Below are 18439 nucleotides of genomic sequence, written 5' to 3' on the forward strand. Positions count from 1 at the left end.
ACGCCCGACCCCCGACGCAAGAGATCACCGTGGCAACAACGACCTGCGCTGCGCCATCGCCAGCGCCACCACCGAAACCACCGACACCCCCAGCAGCACGACGAGCCCCCAACGGTATCCGGCCTGCTGCGACCACAGCAGCCCCAGCACCAGCGGCCCGATCGCCCGCGACACCGCCGTCGGCACCCCCAGTGCGCCGTTCAGCGATGCCACATGCTCGCGATTGACGTACTGCGCGATCGCCGTCCCCTTCACGATGGTGAGCATGCCGTTGCCCAGTCCATAGAGCAGCACGAACAGCAATCCCGCCATCGGCGACGCCGCCCCCGCGATCAGCGCCGCCAGCGCCAGCGGCATCAGCACCGGGATCAGCCGGTTGGCGACGTGCAGGTCGAAGCGGTGTTCGAAGAAGAACAGCAGCAGGCGCCCGAGCACCTGCACCACGCCGATGGCCGCCGGGATCGCGATCACCCACGCTTCGTGCAAACCGCTTTCGCGCAGCAGGCTGATCAGGTGCGGCGGAATGGCGGCGGTGATGCCCATCATGCCGATCGTGAAGATCCCGATCAGCAGGAAGGGCGCGCTGCGCAGCAGGGTCGCCGGGGAGTGTTCGCCGCTCGCCTGCGGCCTGGAGCGAGGCGGCGCGCCACGCAGCCACACGGCATGGATCGGCGCGCACGCCAGCAGGTGGATGGCGGCGAGCACGAACAGCGCGTGGCGCCAGCCGAAGGCGGCGATCAACCCGGCCGACACCGGGATGAACACGCTGCTCGCGAGCCCGCCGAGGAACGTCAGCGTGATGATCGCGCGGCGGAAGTCGTGCGGAAAGCGGCGCGTCACGACGGCGAACACCGGCGTGTAGAGCGTCGCCGCCAGCGCCGCCCCGAGCAGGAACCAGGCGAGATAGAAGCCTTCGACGCTGCGGATGAAGGCGTGCAGCACCAGCGCCGCCGCGATCAGCACGGAGCCTCCCGTCATCACCGCGCGCTCGTGCCCGCGGTCGATCCAGCGTCCCACCGGATAAGCGAACATGCCTTCGGCGAACAGCGCCAGGCTGAAGGCGAGCGACGACTGCGCGCGGGTGAGCCCGAGTTCCCTTTCCACCGGGGCCAGCAGCAGGGCGAAGGTGTAGAACACGCTGCCCCAGGTGATCAGCTGGGCGACCGACAGCCAGACGACGAGGCGGCGGTCGTGGCCGGAAGACGGATTCGCGGCGGGCAGCGCGGCGGACATGGGGTCGCATTCTCGCCGCTGATCCTCCGAAACCGTCCCGTCATCGGCTGCGTGAAAAAATTCGTTGCTTCCGCGACGAAACGCAGCCGTGCCGCAGGCCCGCTTTTGCGCCGCTGCTCCAGATAATCCGCCCAGGTCACAAGAAACGACGGCCCGCAAAGGGCCGCATACCAACAAGAACCGGGGGGTTCACGCATGTCAGCGCCATCTCGCGCCCGGAGGGGGGCCGCGGGTCGCATTCCGTCGGGCTTCACGCTGCTCGAGCTGCTCGTGGTGATGGTCATCATCGGGCTGCTCGCGGGCTACGTGGGGCCGCGCTACTTCGCGCAGGTCGGCAAGTCCGAAACCAAGGCCGCGATGGCGCAGGTCGACGCCTTCACCAAGGCGCTCGACCAGTACCGCCTGGACACCGGCCACTATCCCGCCGGCGATGCGGGCCTGGCCGCGCTCGTCACCAAGCCCGCCAACGAGCCGAAGTGGAACGGCCCTTACCTGAACAAGGCCGTTCCGCAGGATCCGTGGGGACGCGCCTACCAATACCGCCAGCCCGGGCAGCATGGCGAAGTCGACGTGTTCTCCTGGGGCAAGGACGGACAGCCCGGCGGCACCGGCGACGCGGCCGACGTCACCAGCTGGTAAGGCGATGCGGTTCCAGGTGCGCGCTTTCGAACGCAGCGGGGAGATCGTCACCCTGTCGGTGGAGGCTTCCTCGCCCGAGGCCGCCTTGCGACTGGCCGCCATCGACGCCGCCGACGTGCTCAGCGTCCGCCCGCGGATGGCGCTGGACTGGCCGCGCCGGCCGCGGCGTTTTCCGCTGGTCCTCTTCAGCCAGGAACTGCACGCGCTGCTGGGGGCCGGCATCGGCCTGCTGGAGGCGATCGAGGCGCTCGCCGAGAAGGAACACCGCGCGGAGGTGCGCGGCACGCTGCAGCACGTCGCGGCGCGGCTGAAGGAGGGTCAGCCCCTCTCGCTCGCGCTCGAAGGCGCCGGCGACGTGTTCCCGCCGCTGTACGTCGCCATGGTGCGCGCCAGCGAGAAGACCGGCGCCCTGGGCGACGCTCTCGCCCGCTACGTCGGCTACCAGTCGCAGGTCGACCAGGTGCGCAAGAAGATCCTCGGCGCCTCGATCTATCCGCTGCTGCTGCTGGTCGCCGGCGGCCTCGTGATCCTGTTCCTGCTGGCCTACGTGGTGCCCCGCTTCGCGACGGTGTACGAGGGCACGCATCGCGACCTGCCGCTGCTGTCGCGGCTGCTCCTGGAATGGGGACGTCTCCTGCAGGCCAACGGCACGCTCGTGCTGGGACTGTTCGCCGTGGCCGTCGCGGCGGGCCTGTACGCGCTGACGCGCCCCGGCACCGCGGCGGCGTTCCTGCGGGCCCTCTGGCGCATTCCCGCGCTCGGCGAGCGCATGCGCGTGTACCAGCTGGCCCGCTTCTACCGCACGCTGGGCATGTTGCTGCGCGGCGGCGTGCCGCTCGCCAGCGGCATCGACATGGTCGCGGGCCTGTTGCCGCCGGCCGAGCGCGCCAGCGCCGCGGTCGCCCTGCAAGCGGTGCGCGAAGGCCGCTCCGTCTCGCAGGCGATGGAGGCGGCGCAGCTCGTCACGCCGGTGGCGCTGCGCATGCTGCGCGTGGGCGAGCGCGCCGGCAACATGGGAGAGATGATGGACCGCGTCGCCACTTTCCACGACGAGGACATGGCGCGCTGGGTCGAGTGGGTCACGCGCCTGTTCGAGCCGCTGCTCATGGCGGCCATCGGCCTGGTGATCGGCGCCATCGTGATCCTGATGTACCTGCCGATCTTCGAGCTCGCGGGGAGCGTGCAATGAGCGCCGTCGCCATGCTCACGCCCGCGGACCTGCGCGCCGCGCAGGCCGAGGCCACGCGCCTGGGATGGCGCGTGACGCGGGTGCTGGAGGACCGCCGCGGGCTCTCCGCGCAGGAGGCCGTCGCGCAGCTCGCGCGCGCCTTCGAATACCCGGTGCTGGCGATGGATGCGCTCGCCGCGCTCCAGCCGGACTTCGGCCTGTTGCCTTTCGCCGAGGCCGCGCGACGCGACTGCCTGCTGCTGCGCGACGGCCAGGGCCGGCTGGTCGGCGCCTTCTGCGATCCTTTCGACGAACACGTGCAGTCGTGGGCCGAGGCGCGCGCCGGTGCGCCCGTCGGCTGGTTCCTCGTGCATCCGGCCGACCTCGCGGCGCACCTGGCGCACCACGAGCGCGGGGTGCGCGCGATGGACAGCGTGCTCGCCTCGCCCGCAGCGGCGGATGCCGGCGAGGCCACGCGCGCCGAAGACATCAGCCTGCAGGCGATCAGCGCCGACGCCAGCCACGTGGTGCGGCTGGTGCATTCCACGCTCTACGACGCGCTGAAGGCCGGCGCGAGCGACATCCACATGGAAGTGCAGGCCGCCGGCCTCGCCATCAAGTACCGGCTGGACGGCGTGCTCGGCGTGGTCGGCAACGTCGAAGGCACGGAGCTGTCCGACCAGGTCATCTCGCGCATCAAGGTGATGGCGGAACTCGACATCTCCGAGCGCCGCGTGCCGCAGGACGGCCGCTTCCAGATCGTGGCCCAGGGCCGCGAAGTGGACTTCCGCGTGTCCATCATGCCCAGCATCCATGGCGAAGACGCCGTGCTGCGGATCCTGGACCGGCAGCACCTGTCCGACCGGATGCAGGGCCTGACCCTGGACGCGCTCGGCTTCGACGAGGACACGCTCGCGCGCCTGCGGCGGCTGGCCACGGAGCCCTACGGCATGGTGCTGGTCACGGGGCCGACCGGCAGCGGCAAGACGACAACGCTGTATGCCGCGATCAGCGAGATCAATGGCGGCGACGAAAAGATCATCACCATCGAGGATCCGGTGGAGTACCAGCTGCCGGGCGTGCTGCAGATCCCCGTGAACGAGAAGAAGGGCCTCACCTTCGCGCGCGGCCTGCGATCCATCCTGCGCCACGATCCCGACAAGATCCTGATCGGCGAGATCCGCGATCCGGAAACGGCGCAGATCGCGATCCAGTCGGCGCTCACCGGCCACCTGGTGTTCACCACGGTGCACGCCAACAACGTGCTCGACGTGATCGGCCGCTTCATCCACATGGGCGTGGACCCGTACAGCTTCGTGTCGGCGCTCAACGGCATCGTCGGCCAGCGGCTGGTGCGCCAGGTGTGTCCGTCCTGCGCCGCGCCGGTGACGATCGGCCCCAAACTGCTGGAGGCCTCGGGCATCCCCGCCGAAGAGGCGGGCAGCTATCGCTTCATGCACGGCCGCGGCTGCGGGCAGTGCCGCGGCACCGGCTACAAGGGCCGCCGTGCCATCGCGGAACTGCTGCACCTGGACGACGAGCTCCGCGAACTGATCATCGCCCGCGCGCCGGCGCGCCGGATCCGCGAGGCCGCGTCGCGCCAGGGCACCCGCTTCCTTCGCGACGCCGCGCTCGACCTCGTGCGCCAGGGCCGCACCACCTTGCAGGAGATCAACCGTGTCACCGTGGTGGCGTGACCAGGTCCGCATCTTCGTGAGCCCGCAGCGGCTCGTGGCCGTGCGCCGCGCGCACGGCCTGCGTCCCGTGCTGGCTGCCCGCCACGCCGTGAATATCGATGCGCACGGCGACGACCACGGGCCGGCGCTGGCCGCGCTCGCGGAGCTGCTGCGCGACCCGAAATGGCAGCAGGCCGACGCGGTGGTGCTGCTGTCGAACCGCTTCGCGCGCTACCAGCTGCTGCCCTGGACCGATGCGGTCCTGAACGCGGAGGAGCAAGCGGCCCGCGCGCGGCGCCAGTTCGCGCAGGCGCATGGCGACATCGCGCCAACGCTCGATCTGCGCAGCAGCGACGGCGGCTTCGGTGCGCCGGCCATGGTGAGCGGCGTGTCGCGCGAGTTGCTGGCGCGGTTGCGCGACACGTTCGCGGCCTCCAACGTGCGGCTCGTTTCGGTGCAGCCCTACCTGATGACCGCGTTCAACGAGTGCCGCGCCGAACTGCGCCGCGGCGCGCACTGGTTCGCGGTGGTGGAATCGGGCAGCCTGTGCACGGCCCTCGTCACCGGTGGGCGCTGGGCGAGCCTGCGCACGCGCCGCATCGGCGGCGAGTGGAACGAGGAACTGCTGCTCGCTCTGCACCGGCAATCCGTCGCCGACGACGAAGGACCCGAAGCCCGCAGCGTGATCATCCACGCCGCGGACGAGGCGCCCGAAGCCTGGCCGGCGCAGGCGGGCTGGACGGTGCGCCAGCTGCGGTCGCCCGCGCAGGCGCACGCGGCCGCCACGGGCGGGCGGCCCTACGGCCTGGCGCTGGCGGGGACACGCTGATGCGCGCACTGCACCTCGACTACCAGCTGCGCCGCCGTCCTTCGGCGAAGGCGGTCTTGCTGTTGCTGGCGGCGCTCGGCCTCGCGGGATCCGCGGCCTGGCGCACCGAGCAGCTGCGGCGCGAGCAAGCGGCCTGGGACACCGAGCAGGCACAGGTGCGCTCGCGCGCGGACCGCACGCCCGTCCCGCGCACCGCCAAGGGCGAGGACGCGCGCGCCGCGCAAGAGGTCGCCGCCGCCAACGCGGTGATCCGGCGCATCACCTTTCCCTGGGCCGACATGTTCGCCGCCTTCGAGACCGCCGCGACGGACGAAGTGGCGCTGATCGGCATCGAGCCCGACACGGCCAACGGCGTGGTGCGCGTGACGGCGGAAACGCCGACGCCGCGCGCCATGCTGAATTACGTCAGGCGCCTGCAGGGCACGGCTTCGCTGGAACACGTGGCCCTGCAGAAACATGAACTCCAGGGCGACGATCCGCATCGGCCCTTGCGCTTCACTTTGGTGGCGAAATGGAAACTGCGCGATTGAGCCGCGTCCGTGCCTGGCTGGCGCACGCCGCGCGCCATGCCGATCCCGTGACGGCCGCGGCGGTCACGCTGCTGGCGCTCGCGGCCATCCTGCATTGGGGCGCAAGCGCCACGCTGCGTGACCGTATCACCGAGAGCAGGCAGGGCGTCGCCGACGCGCACCGCCAGGCGCTGGACGCCGGGCGCGAGCGGCAGCGGCGGGAAGCGATGTCTCCGGCGGCGCGCGCCGAGGCCTTCTACCGTTTCTTTCCGGCAGAGGCGAGCGCCACCGATGCGCTGGTCCGCATCCACGACGCAGCGGCGCGCCATGGCGTGCAACTGGCGCAGGCGGACTACCGAATGACGCGCACCGAAGGCACGCGCCTGCTCGCGTACCAGGTCACCTATCCCGTCAAGGGCAGCTACTCGCAGCTGCGCAAGTTCCTCACGCAGGTCCTGCGCGAGGTGCCGAACGCTTCGCTGGACGACGTGAACTTCCGCCGCGACGCGATCAGCCAGGCCGAGGTGCAGGCCACGCTCAAGCTCACCCTGCACCTGAAGGAGGGACCGTGATGCGCGGTCGTTCGCTCGTCCTGGCCCTCGGCCTGGCCTGCTCGCTCGCCGCGACCGGCTGGCTCGCGGCGCAGGAAAACACCGTGCCGGAAACGGCCGAAGCCGTGCCGTCCCGTCCGCCCTTGCGGCAGGCGGCCGACGATCTCGTGCCCGAACCGCGTCCGCAGTCCGCGGCGGAAATCCGCATCGAGGCGCTGGATCGCCACGCCGGGGACCGTGGCGTGAAGGAACTGTTCGCCGCCCGCAGCTGGCAGCCGGCGGCGCCCGTGATCGCGAACAACGCGCCGCCGCCGCCGCCCACCGCGCCGGGCCTGCCCTTCGTGTACCTGGGCAAGATGCTGGTCGGCGAGCAGCTCACCGTGTTCCTCGCCCACCAGGACCGCAACCTGGTGGTGAAGGAGGGCGAAACGATCGACGGCACCTGGCGGATCGACAGCATCCGCGGCCCCGTGCTCACCCTCACCTACCTGCCGCTCGACACGCAGCAGACGATGCACATCGGAGAACAGCCATGACCCCGCCGTCCGTCCAGCGCCTGGGCGCGATCCTCGCCTGCGCGCTCCTGCTCGCGGGTTGCGCCGGCGAAATGGCCTTTCGCCGCGGCCAGGGCCTGATCGAGGAAGGCAAGGTCGGCGAGGGCATCGCCGAACTCGAACGCGCGACCAAGGAAGCGCCCAGCGACGTCCGGTTCCGCAGCGCGTACTATCGCCAGCGCGAACTGCAGGTCAACCAGATCCTGGCGCAGGCCGACCTGCTGCGCGGCAACGGCCGCTTCGAGGCCGCGGAAGACGGCTACCAGCGCGCGCTGGAGATCGCGCCGGATTCGCAGCGCGCCACCGCCGGCCTGGAGGCGACGCGCATGGCGAAGGCGCACGCGCTGCAGGTGGAGCGTGCGGAGGCGCTGCTGGACAAGGGCGACGCCGACGGCGCGCTGGCCGCGCTGCGCGGCGTGCTGGTGGAGAACCCGCGCCATCCGGGGGCCCGCCAGGTGCAGCGGCGCGCCGAGGAGAAGAAATCGGCCGACGGCGGCATGAGCCCGGTGCTGCGCTCCAGCCTGAAGCAGCCGGTGACGATCGAGCTGCGCGACGCGAGCCTCAAGGCGGTGCTGGAGATCCTCTCGCGCACCGCCAACATCAACTTCATCGTCGACCGCGACGTGCGCACCGACGTCAAGACCACCGTGTTCGTGAAGAACGCGAGCGTCGAGGACGTGCTGCAGTTCGTGCTGGTGGTGAACCAGCTGGAAAAGAAGGTGCTGAGCGAGAACTCGGTGCTGATCTTCCCCAACACGCCGGCCAAGAGCAAGGACTACCTCGAGCTCACGATGCGGACCTTCTATCTCTCGAACGCCGACGTGAAGCAGACCGCCGCCATGATCAAGGCCCTGGTGAAGACCAAGGACGTGTACGTGGACGACAAGCTCAACATGCTGGTGGTGCGCGACACGCCCGATGCGGTGCGCACGATCGAGCGGCTGATCGCGCTGCAGGACAAGCCCGAGCCGGAGGTCACGCTGGCCGTCGAGGTGCTGGAGGTCAGCTCCGCGCGGCTGCAGGAGATCGGCATCCGCTATCCGGGGCAGGCGTCGTTCAGCGTGGCGGGCGCAGGGGGCATCCCGGGCCAGCTCACGCTGCCGGAGTTCCGCAACCGCAACTCCGACATGGTGACGATGAACGTGACCGATCCGCTGCTGGTGCTCAACCTGCGCGCGCAGGACGGCGGCAGCAAGCTGCTGGCGAACCCGCGCATCCGCGTGAAGAACCGCGAGAAGGCGAAGATCCACATCGGCGACCGCGTGCCGGTGATCACCAGCACCTCCACCTCCACCGGCTTCGTGTCCGAGACGGTCAACTACCTCGACGTCGGCCTCAAGCTGGACGTGGAACCCAACGTGTTCCTCGAGGGCGACGTGGGCATCCGCATGGGGCTGGAGGTGAGCAACATCGTCAATGAGATCGCCAGCAAGACGGGCTCGCTCACCTACCGCGTCGGCACGCGCAATGCGTCCACCACGCTGCGCCTGCGCGACGGCGAGACGCAGATCCTGGCGGGATTGATCAGCGACGAGGAACGCAACAGCGCAGACAAGGTGCCGGGCCTGGGCGACCTGCCGATGCTGGGCCGCCTTTTTTCCAGCCACAAGGACACGAAGAACCGCACCGAGATCGTCCTGCTGGTCACGCCCTACATCGTGCGCAACATCGACGCGCCGGCTGCCGCGGCCGCCGAATTCCCGTCGGGCACCGAAAGCAACATCGGCGCCGTGCCGCTGCAGCTGCGCGCCGGCGCGCGGCCGCCGGTGGTGGCGCCGCCGGTCGCGCCGGCGGCCGGAGCGCGGACGGCGCCATGAAACGCGCGCGCGGCTTCACGCTCATGGAGCTGCTGGTCACGGTGGCCATCCTCGCCATCCTGGCCGGGATGGCCGTGCCCACCGTGGAACTCGCGGCGCGGCGCAGCAAGGAACAGGAGCTGCGCACCGAGCTGCGCCGCATCCGCGAGGCGCTCGACGCCTACAAGCGTGCGGTGGACGACGGCCGCCTCGCCGCCGCGGCCAACGAGTCGGGCTATCCGAAGTCGCTGCAGGCACTGGTCGACGGCGTGGAGAACGTCAAGGACCCGAAGAAGGGAAAGCTGTATTTCCTGCGGCGCGTCCCGCGCGATCCCTTCGCCGGCGAGAAGGTGGCGGACGCGGCCGACACCTGGGGCCTGCGCAGCTATGCGAGCGCGGCGGACGATCCGCAGCCGGGCGAGGACGTGTTCGACGTGTACTCCCGCGCCAGGGGCACGGGGATCAACGGGGTGCCGTACCGTGCGTGGTAGCAGGCGCGGCTTCACGCTGATCGAGCTGCTGGTGGTGATGGCGATCATCGCCACGCTGCTCGCGCTCGCGGCTCCGCGGTTCTTCAACAGCGCCGACAACGCGCGCGAGGTGGCGCTGCGGCACGACCTGGCGACGCTGCGCGAGGCGATCGACCGCCATTTCGCCGACACCGGCCGCTACCCGGATTCGCTGGAAGACCTGGCGGCGCGCAAGTACGTGCGCAGCGTGGTGCCGGACCCCATCACCGACAGCAGCAAGACCTGGATCCCGGTGCCGCCCGAGAACCGCGAGCTCGGCGCCATGGCCGACGTGCGCAGCGGCGCGCCGGGCAAGGCGCGCGACGGCAGTGCGTACAAGGACTGGTGAGATGGCGAACGCACGTTCGCAAGCGGGCTTCACCTATTTCGGCGTGCTGTTCCTCGTCACGCTCGCGGGACTGGCGCTGGCTTCCTTCGCGACGGTTGCTTCGTTCGAGCGGCAGCGCGAAAGGGAATCCGAACTGCTGTTCGTGGGGCACCAGTTCCGCGAAGCCATCCGTCTCTATTACGAATCTTCTCCCGGCGGCGCCAAGCGCTATCCGCCCAACCTGCAGGCGCTGCTGGAAGACCCGCGCACGCCGCGGGCGCGCCGGCACCTTCGGCGCATCTACGACGATCCGGTCACGGGCAAGGCCGAGTGGGGCGTGATGCAGGCGCCCGGCGGCGGCGTGATGGGCGTGCACAGCCTGTCCACGCAGGGGCCGCTGAAGACCGCCGGATTCGATGCCGCCGACGAAGCGTTCATGGGGTCGCGCAGCTACGCCGACTGGAAATTTGCCCACGTGCCAACGAAGGAGGACGAACGTTCAACCAACCGTTCGTCCGGTGTGCGTAATTGAAGGTTTGCCTCCGCTGGTCATGCGCCTTGCGACGTCCGTCCGAATCGCGGTTAAGCGGAAGAAGAAAGTAGTGAAACATCCCGGCCCTGTCCCTGACGCGAGGTTACGTAGCGAGGCATTTCGTTGCGTGCACGGGGGCAGGCCAGGCAGTACCAGGTAGTTCCGGAGTCGAACGCAGTCCTGGCGCCACCAGAGGGGGTGGCGCAAAGGGCACCGGAGGGGAGGGCACGGAGGAAGGCCCCCTCGCCATGCGGCGGCTCCGACAAAAACGACAAAAAAGTGGGGGTTCCCATGGTTTCGCCTTCCCTGCGTCCGTTCGCGACGCTGCAGGATCTCGTGCGCCGCGCGCCGGCCCAGGGCCGCTGGCTCGTGCCGGCGCTTCTCGTTTCCTTCGGGATCGTTTCGCTCACCCGCGCGGTACCGCCGTCGCAGGAGACGCTGAAGATCACGCCGCTCGCGGTGCGATCGGCGAGCGACGACGCGCAGGTCCGCAGCCTTTTCGACCGCGACACCACCACGATGTGGCAGGCGCAGGGCGCGCAGCAGGTGACCGCGCAGCTCGACGCGCCGGTGCAGGTGCGCGCCATCGCGGTGTACGGACCCGCGGCGTACGTGCTGAACGTGCAGGCGCAGTCCGCCGCCGGCTGGCAGCCGGTGCCCGGCCTGCAGAACGTGAACCTGGCCACGCTGCCGGAACGCTGGAACACCCTTGCCGTTCCCGCGCCCCTCACCGCCGCGCAGCTGCGCTTCGACCTGACACCGGTGGCCGATAGCGCCGCCGGCGGTCTCAAGGAACTGGAAATCCGCGGCGCTGGCGATCGCAGCTTCGTCGCCACGCCGCAGCAGCTGCTCGCCGGCCTCGAAACGAAGGCGCCGCCCCTGCAGGGACGGCTGTACGTCTCGCCGCAGAAGCCCGGCGTGATCGGCGACGACGGCCGCGGCTCCGACGACCCGTCCGACAACCGCTTCTTCGTCGAGGTCGATCGCGATCCCGCGCGCTTCCGTCGCGCCTGGCTGGTGTACGAGGCCAGCGGCATCACGCACTGGACCTCGGGCATGCGCGCCATCAACGGCAACGCGGTGCAGGGCGACTGGATGCTCCCGCGCGCGCAGTCGTGGAGCACGCAACTCGAGGAGATCAATCCCGCGTGGCTGCAGCAGGGCGCCAACCGCGTCGAGTTCTCCGCCGGCGTGGCCGGCTCCTACGGCGTGCGCAACGTGCGCCTGATGGGCGAGCTGGAAGACGGCACCAACTTCGTCGGCCGGGTGGAAGGCAGCGGCGCGCAGGCCGCGCTCGCGTACGACGGCGACGCGGCGACCGGCTGGTCGCCTTACGCGGGCCTGGCGTCCGGCGCCGTCGCGACGCTCGACGCCCACTTCGACAAGCCCACGCAGGTGGGCGCGCTCAAGCTCCAGGTGACGGGCGGCCTCACGGGGCAGGTGGCGGTGTCCTTCCGCGTCGACGGCAACTGGATCGATTCCGGCTACACCGCATTCAATGCGGCGACGCTCGTTTCCGGCTGGAACGAGCTGAATTACCCGAGCAGCCTGCCGGTGGAAGGCATGCGCCTGTCGTTCATGGGCGGCGCGAGCAGCACCGGCCAGGTGCGCGAACTGATCGTGTCCGGCGCCGGCGTCGGCCCACGCGACGGCAAGCCCGCGCTGCGCATCGGTTATCCCGACGCCGGCCAGTTCGTCGGCCGGCAGGCCTACATCCGCGGCTTCGCCACGCCGATCGACAACGGCAGCGGGCCGGCGCGCATCGAGGTGGGCGGCCAGGAGGTGCAGCACACCGATGGCGCCTTCGGCGCCGTGGTGGCGAAGGACGACGTGGGCCTCAGCGCGCAGGCGGACAAGGATCCCTGGAGCGTGGACGTGGTGGCCACGTATCGCGACGGCGCCGTGGTGCGCCAGACCGTGCAACTCAAGGCCTACAGCGAGCCCGTGGTGACCAAGGGCAAGGACGGCCTCGCCACGATGTACGCGCCGGTGCCCCCGGGCAAGGCGCGCAAGCTGGCCTATGCCGGCGCCGAACTGCAGATCGGCGCGGACGCGCTGGACCAGACGGTGAACTTCGGCATGACGCCGCTGCGCGAGCAGGACATCCCGCGCCTCGACACGGGCATGACCAACGTGACCAAGGGTCCGCCGCGGGGCTTCCGCTTCACGCCGCACGGCTCGAAGTTCAGGAACAAGATCAAGGTGGTGCTGCCGTACGAACGCAACTCGCTGCCGCCGGGACACCGCGACGACGACGTGCGCACGTTCTACTTCGACGACCAGGCCGGCATGTGGAAGCCGCTGGAACGCGTGCAGGTGGATGCCGCGCGCGGCGTGGTGGTGAGCTACACCGACCACTTCACGGACATGATCAACGCCACCATCACGGTGCCCGATCATCCGAACCCGGCGAGCCTGAACCCGACCAGCATCAAGGACATCAAGGCCGCCGACCCCGGCGCGCAGGTCAACCTGGTCGAGCCGCCCAGGGCCAACAACATGGGCGACGCCCGCCTGGCGTACCCGATCGAGCTGGCGCCGGGCCGCAACGGACTGCAGCCCTCGCTGGCGGTGCAGTACAACTCCGGCGGCGGCAACGGCTGGATGGGCATGGGCTGGGACCTCGCCATGCAGTCGGTCAGCATCGACACGCGCTGGGGCGTGCCGCGCTACGACGCGGCGCTGGAAACCGAGACCTACACGCTCGACGGCGAGTCGCTCACGCCCGTCGCCCATCGCGGCGAGCTCAGGCCGCGCAGCGCCGGGAAGGTGTTCCACACCCGCATCGAAGGCCAGTTCCGGCGCATCGTGCGCCACGGCGGCGCGCCGAACGCGTACTGGTGGGAGGTGACGGACAAGAACGGGACCCGCTTCTTCTACGGCGGCCGGCCCGAAGGCGGGCAGGACGCGAACGCCGTGCTCGCGGAACCGGGCAAGGGCAACGTGTTCCGCTGGGCGCTGAAGGAAGTGCGCGACACCAACGGAAACACCATCGTCTACACCTACGACGTGGTGAACGGCGGCGCCGGCGGCGAACCGTGGCGCCAGATCTACCTGAAGCGCATCAACTACACCGGGCGGCCGGGCGTGCCCGGACCGTACGAGGTAAGTTTCCAGCGCAGTGGCGGGCGCACCGACGTGATGGTCGATGGGCGGCCGGGGTTCAAGACGGTGATGGACCAGAGATTGGTGGGCATCGACGTGAGCCTCACCAGCGCGGGCAACCCGTTGATCCGCCGCTACAAGTTCGACTATGTGACGGGTGCGTTCAAGAAGACGCTGCTGACGAAGGTCACGCAGTACGGCGAGGATGGCGTCACGGCGTTCAACAACCACGCGTTCGAGTACTTCGACGAGGCGCGGGATGCGGCGGGGGCCTATCACGGCTTCTCGCCGGCGCGTGGCTGGGGCGTCGGCAACGACAACATCGATGCCGGGCTGATGGACCAGGGCCTGGCCAGCGCCGTGGGCGGCACCGTGGGCACCAATATCGGCGGCCACCTGTACGTGGGCGTCGGCTCCGGCAGCCCGACCAGCAAGATCGCCAGCGCCGGCGTCAAGGTGGGCTACAGCGAGGCGGAAACCGAAAGCCTGATCACGATGGCCGACATGAACGGGGACGGCCTCCCGGACAAGGTGTTCCGCGGCGGTGGCGGCTTCACCTACCGGCCCAACCTGTCGGGTCCGCGCGGCCGGCCGGTGTTCGGCGAGCCCGTGTCGCTCCCCAGCCTGCCGGCGATCTCGCGCGAGAAGGTCACCAGCACCACCATCGGCGGGGAAATCTTCCTGTTCATGCCGATCCAGGCCGACCACCACGAGGCCATCAACGAGTCGGACACCTACTTCACCGACGTCAACGGCGACGGCCTGACCGACATCGTGAGCGGCGGCCGCGTGCTGTTCGGCTATGTCAACGCCGCCGGCGTTCCGACTTTCAGCCCCAACAGCACCGACACGCCGGTGGCGATCGGGGCCAGCGTGGTCGACGGCCGGGGCTTGCTGCCCGACCTCTCCCGCATCCAGACCACGCGCGCCGCCAACTTCCCGATGCTGGACACGCTGCGGCGCTGGGTGGCGCCCTACGACGGCACGGTGCAGATCGACGGCGCGGTGCGGCTGGTGCAGGACACCAGCCCGAAACGCGCGGCCTACACGGGCGCCGACGGCGTGCGCGTGGCGATCCAGCTCGAAGGCGCGGAGCTGTGGTCGGCCCGCATCGAGGGCAACGACTACGCGGCGCACGCGCCTGCTGGCGTTTCGACGGTGCCGGTACGCCGCGGCGACCGCCTGTATTTCCGGGTGCAGTCGGTGTTCAACGGCGCGTACGACCAGGTTGCCTGGGACGCGCAGGTCCGCTACCTGAACGTGGATCTCGCACGCACCGACGTCAACAACCTCCCGGTGTACGCCTATGGCGCGGCGCGCGACTTCACGCTGGCCGGCCGCAAGGCAGGCATCCCGATCGCGCTGGCCGGCACGGTGCGACTGGCCGGCGTGCTGGAGAAGACGGGCGCCACCACCGACGACGTGACGCTGGCGGTCCTTCGCAACGGCACCGAAGTCTCCCGGCGCACGCTGGCCGCGGCGGACACGGGCGTGCTGGATCTCGCCCAGGACCTGACCGTCGCCCAGGGCGACGTGCTGGACGTCCGGGTGCTGGTCGACTCGCCGATCGATGCAGCCCGCGTGAAGTTCGCGCCCAAGGCGTACTACATCGCCGCGGCGGGCGTGACGGTGACGGACAACAAGGGCAACTACGTCGTCCAGGTGCCGGTGCGCTACGACATGGACCTGTACCCGGTCGACAAGCTGACCGCTCCGCAGGCGGGCTACGTCGCGACTGCGGCCGGCAACCTGCCGGTGCAGGCGGTCGTGCAACTGACCGGATTGCCCGCGGGCCAGAAGACCAGCGCGGTGCTGACGGTGAAGCGCCGCGGCCAGCTCCTGGGCAAGCGGACGGTCGAGTTCAACGGGACTGGCGGCGCCATCGAGCAGACGGTGAGCCTGGACGTGGCCGCAGCAGCCGGCGACGAGCTGTTCTTCGACCTCAGTTCGCGCGACGCGGCTTTTGCCGGCTGGCTGGCGAAGCTCGATGTGAAGGCCAACGGCGCGGCCGTGCCGTCGGCGCTGCACACGCCGTCCGCCGACGAACTGTTCCCGCAGCCGTACCGCGGCTGGGGCGTGGTGGGCTACAACGGCGACGGGGAGCGCGCGACGCGCGCCATCGACCAGTCGCTGCTCGGGATCACCGAGAACACCAAGGCGGAAACCCTCCGCGTGTATCCGTTCCTGCAGCAGCCCGCGGAGGCGCGCTGGGGCGGCATGGACGCCGGTGCGTGGGCAGGCGCCGAGGTCCTGAGCTCGTCGCGGATGGGCCTCGACGACATCCGCGTCCCGACGTCGGACCAGTTCGCCGGCGCCGGCGCGGTGTCGCGGATCTCGCAGTCGGAGAACGATTCCGTCACCCTCGGCATCACGGGCAGCAAGGGCAGCAGCAAGAGCCTGGTCGATTACCAGGACCTGAACGGCGACCGCTTCCCGGACGTGATCGGCAACGGCGGCGTGCAGTACACGCGCATGACGGGACCGCTGGAGGCCTCCACGCGCGGCAACGGCCTCGGCTCCGCGCGCGAAAGCGACAACGAAACCTACGGCGCCAGCACGGACGGCGCCGGCAACGTCGCCGTGGGCATCGCCAACTTCAGGGGCTACCTGGCCGGCAACGGCACCCACTCGGTGGGCGGCGCGAAGCAGGGCATGGACATGCCGTCCCTGGGCTTCAGCGCCAGCATCGGCCAGGGCACCACCGAAGGCAAGCACGATCTGCTGGACATCAACGGCGATGGACTGCCGGACAAGGTCTACGCGGACGGCACCGTCGCCCTGAACCTGGGATATCGCTTCGGCATCCCCGAGGCATGGGGCGGCGGCCAGCTCAATGAAGGCAAGACCATCAACGTCGGCGGCGGCGCCACGCTGGGCTACCAGAAGGACTTCCTGAGCTGGGGCGGCGGCCTCAACCTGTCGGTCAGCGAAACCAAGACGAAGGAAACCTACCTCGACATCAACGGCGACGGCCTGCCGGACAAGCTGATTGCCGGCAATCCGTTCACGGTGCGCCTGAACACCGGCAACGGCTACGGCGACAGCTTCGCCTGGCCCAGCGGCCAGGGCGGCAAGGTCTCGGTGGACAAGCAGGTGTCGCTCGGCGGCGGTGTGTTCATCACGGTCGGCTTCAGCGTCGCGCTGGTCAAGGTCGTGGTCAACCCCGGCCTGCACGCGGGCGTGACCCTCGGCCGCCCCGAATACGTCTTCCGCGACATGGACGGCGACGGCTACGTCGACTACGTCCACTCCGAGAAGGACAGCGAGCTGAATGTCGCCGGCAACTTCATCGGCCGCACGCACCTGCTCAAGCGCGTGGTGCGTCCGCTCGGCGCGAGCATGGAGTTCGACTACACCCGCGACGGCAACACCTACAACCAGCCGCATTCCAAGTGGACGCTGACGCGCGTGGCGGTGAACGACGGCCACGCCGGCGACGGCGTCGACACGCTGCTGACCACGTACGACTACCAGGACGGCTTCTACGACCGTGCCGAGCGCGAGTTCTACGGCTATTCGAAGGTGGTCGAGACGCAGCGCGACGTCACGCAGGGCGAATCCGCCTACCGCCGCAACACCAGCGAGTACCTGAACCGGGCCTATGCGACCAAGGGCCTGCTGGCGCGCACCGTGATGGAAGACGCCGCGGGACGCGCGTTCACCGAGAGCAAGAACCAGTACGACGCGGTGGCGGTCGCCGACGGCGCCGCCGTCCCGGGCGACGAGATCCGCAGTGCGACGGTGTTCCCGCAACTGGTCCGCATGGATCACGCCTGGTATGAAGGCACCGGCAGCGCCGGCAAGCAGACCTACACCACGCACCGCTACGACGAGTACGGCAACGTGGTGGAGTTCTTCGATGCCGGCGACGTGGGCGCCGACGACGACGTGCGCGCCACCATCGCCTACACCCGCGACACCACCAACTGGATCGTGGGCAAGCCCACCAGCATCCGCGTCGAAGGCGCCGGCCGCCTGATGCGTTCGCGCGAGGCGACGTATTCGCCCGGCACCGCGAACCTGGTGCAGGTGCGCCAGTTCCTGGAGAACGGCGACGCCGCCGTCACGGACCTGGGCTACAACGTGGACGGCACCCTGGCCAACGTGCTCGGGCCGGTGAACCACCGCAACCAGCGCTATCGCCTGGAATACAGCTACGACCCGGTGGTCTCCACGCACATCGTGGGCATCGTGGACAGCTTCGGCCTGGGCTCCTCGGCCACGCACCACTACAAGTACGGCAAGGTCCTCAACACCACCGACACCAACAACAACCCGACCGACTACACCTACGACCAGTTCGGCCGAACGACGACGGTCACGGGCCCGTACCAGACCGGCACCGGCCAGGCCACGCTGCGGATGGAGTACCACCCCGAGGCCACGGTGCCCTGGGCGCGCACGCGCCACCTGGACGTGTTCCGCAACGCCGCCGACCCGATCGACACGGTGCTGTTCACCGACGGCCTCAAGCGCGTCGTGCAGACCAAGAAGGACATCTCGCTCTTCATGGGCGCGACCAGCGCGCCGGTCGACGTGATGAGCGTGTCCGGCCGCGTGCTGTTCGACGCGGTGGGCCGCTCCGTGGCGCAGTACTACCCGGTCACCGAGCCGCTGGGCAACCCCGGCGCCTTCAACGCGGCGTTCGACACGATCCAGCCGACGCGCACCGAGTACGACGTGATGGACCGCACCACCCGCACGGTGCTGCCGGACGACACCGTCACCACGATGCAGTACGGCTTCGGCGGCGACCGCGACGGCCTCACGCAGTTCCGCACCATCGTCACGGACGCCAACGGCAAGCGCAAGGCGAGCTACCGCGACGTGCAGGAGCAGATCACCTCGGTGCAGGAGTTCCTCTCTGGCCAGACGCTGTGGACCAGCTACCGCTACGACCCTCTCAAGCAGATCGTGGAGGTCAAGGACGACCGCGGCAACCTCACGCAGGCGAGCTACGACAACCTGGGCCGCCGCATCGCGCTGGACAACCCGGACACCGGCAAGACC

At 69.8% G+C, this 18439-nt stretch carries 13 protein-coding genes; 12 read left to right on the forward strand and 1 reads right to left on the reverse strand.

All coding sequences use genetic code 11. The features are described 5' to 3' along the window. Window positions 1–24 precede the first annotated feature (24 nt). Window positions 25–1233, reverse strand: coding sequence for an MFS transporter (locus VF522_RS05400; RefSeq protein ID WP_330907208.1), 1209 nt, complete (start codon window positions 1231–1233; stop codon window positions 25–27). 195 nt (window positions 1234–1428) lie between these two features. On the opposite strand from VF522_RS05400, the gene gspG reads away from it, so the two are divergent. The 12 genes from gspG to VF522_RS05460 form a co-directional block, all read left to right on the forward strand. Next, complete coding sequence (gene gspG / locus VF522_RS05405; RefSeq protein WP_330907209.1) at window positions 1429–1872, forward strand: type II secretion system major pseudopilin GspG; 444 nt, start codon at window positions 1429–1431, stop codon at window positions 1870–1872. 4 nt (window positions 1873–1876) lie between these two features. Then, window positions 1877–3061, forward strand: a complete 1185-nt coding sequence (locus tag VF522_RS05410) for a type II secretion system F family protein (protein WP_330907210.1) — start codon at window positions 1877–1879, stop codon at window positions 3059–3061. Next, window positions 3058–4737, forward strand: coding sequence for a GspE/PulE family protein (locus tag VF522_RS05415; protein WP_330907211.1), 1680 nt, complete (start codon window positions 3058–3060; stop codon window positions 4735–4737). Before VF522_RS05410 ends, VF522_RS05415 begins: the two co-directional genes overlap by 4 nt. Beyond that, window positions 4718–5545 (forward strand): hypothetical protein, encoded by an 828-nt coding sequence (locus tag VF522_RS05420; protein ID WP_330907212.1) that lies wholly within the window; start codon window positions 4718–4720, stop codon window positions 5543–5545. Before VF522_RS05415 ends, VF522_RS05420 begins: the two co-directional genes overlap by 20 nt. Beyond that, a complete protein-coding gene (locus tag VF522_RS05425; protein ID WP_330907213.1) occupies window positions 5545–6075 on the forward strand; it encodes a hypothetical protein in 531 nt (176 codons plus the stop codon). Before VF522_RS05420 ends, VF522_RS05425 begins: the two co-directional genes overlap by 1 nt. Beyond that, the gene (locus VF522_RS05430; RefSeq protein ID WP_330907214.1) at window positions 6072–6626 is read left to right on the forward strand and encodes a GspMb/PilO family protein; all 555 of its coding nucleotides are present in this window, start codon (window positions 6072–6074) and stop codon (window positions 6624–6626) included. The genes VF522_RS05425 and VF522_RS05430 overlap by 4 nt, the downstream gene beginning before the upstream one ends. After that, window positions 6626–7141 carry a hypothetical protein gene (locus tag VF522_RS05435; RefSeq protein WP_330907215.1) on the forward strand — a complete coding sequence of 172 codons (516 nt, stop codon included), beginning with the start codon at window positions 6626–6628 and terminating at the stop codon, window positions 7139–7141. The genes VF522_RS05430 and VF522_RS05435 overlap by 1 nt, the downstream gene beginning before the upstream one ends. Then, a complete protein-coding gene (locus tag VF522_RS05440) occupies window positions 7138–8976 on the forward strand; it encodes a secretin N-terminal domain-containing protein (RefSeq protein ID WP_330907216.1) in 1839 nt (612 codons plus the stop codon). Before VF522_RS05435 ends, VF522_RS05440 begins: the two co-directional genes overlap by 4 nt. Next, window positions 8973–9446, forward strand: a complete 474-nt coding sequence (locus VF522_RS05445) for a type II secretion system protein (RefSeq protein ID WP_330907217.1) — start codon at window positions 8973–8975, stop codon at window positions 9444–9446. Before VF522_RS05440 ends, VF522_RS05445 begins: the two co-directional genes overlap by 4 nt. Continuing rightward, window positions 9436–9813: a type II secretion system protein gene (locus VF522_RS05450; RefSeq protein ID WP_330907218.1), complete on the forward strand. Its 378-nt coding sequence runs from the start codon at window positions 9436–9438 to the stop codon at window positions 9811–9813. Before VF522_RS05445 ends, VF522_RS05450 begins: the two co-directional genes overlap by 11 nt. A gap of 1 nt (window position 9814) precedes the next feature. Further along, window positions 9815–10324: a type II secretion system protein gene (locus VF522_RS05455; protein ID WP_330907219.1), complete on the forward strand. Its 510-nt coding sequence runs from the start codon at window positions 9815–9817 to the stop codon at window positions 10322–10324. A gap of 291 nt (window positions 10325–10615) precedes the next feature. After that, window positions 10616–18439 (forward strand): SpvB/TcaC N-terminal domain-containing protein (locus VF522_RS05460; RefSeq protein WP_330907220.1); only part of this gene is annotated, 7824 nt, incomplete at its 3' end.

Source organism: Ramlibacter sp. (assembly GCF_036383835.1).
Lineage (GTDB): Bacteria > Pseudomonadota > Gammaproteobacteria > Burkholderiales > Burkholderiaceae_C > Ramlibacter.

Bases quoted from the DNA above. Each gene is read 5' to 3' on its own strand.
- VF522_RS05400 (WP_330907208.1), bottom strand. From the start codon at position 1,233: ATGTCCGCCGCGCTGCCCGCCGCGAATCCGTCTTCCGGCCACGACCGC.
- gspG (WP_330907209.1), top strand. From the start codon at position 1,429: ATGTCAGCGCCATCTCGCGCCCGGAGGGGGGCCGCGGGTCGCATTCCG.
- VF522_RS05410 (WP_330907210.1), top strand. From the start codon at position 1,877: ATGCGGTTCCAGGTGCGCGCTTTCGAACGCAGCGGGGAGATCGTCACC.
- VF522_RS05415 (WP_330907211.1), top strand. From the start codon at position 3,058: ATGAGCGCCGTCGCCATGCTCACGCCCGCGGACCTGCGCGCCGCGCAG.
- VF522_RS05425 (WP_330907213.1), top strand. From the start codon at position 5,545: ATGCGCGCACTGCACCTCGACTACCAGCTGCGCCGCCGTCCTTCGGCG.
- VF522_RS05435 (WP_330907215.1), top strand. From the start codon at position 6,626: ATGCGCGGTCGTTCGCTCGTCCTGGCCCTCGGCCTGGCCTGCTCGCTC.
- VF522_RS05440 (WP_330907216.1), top strand. From the start codon at position 7,138: ATGACCCCGCCGTCCGTCCAGCGCCTGGGCGCGATCCTCGCCTGCGCG.
- VF522_RS05445 (WP_330907217.1), top strand. From the start codon at position 8,973: ATGAAACGCGCGCGCGGCTTCACGCTCATGGAGCTGCTGGTCACGGTG.
- VF522_RS05455 (WP_330907219.1), top strand. From the start codon at position 9,815: ATGGCGAACGCACGTTCGCAAGCGGGCTTCACCTATTTCGGCGTGCTG.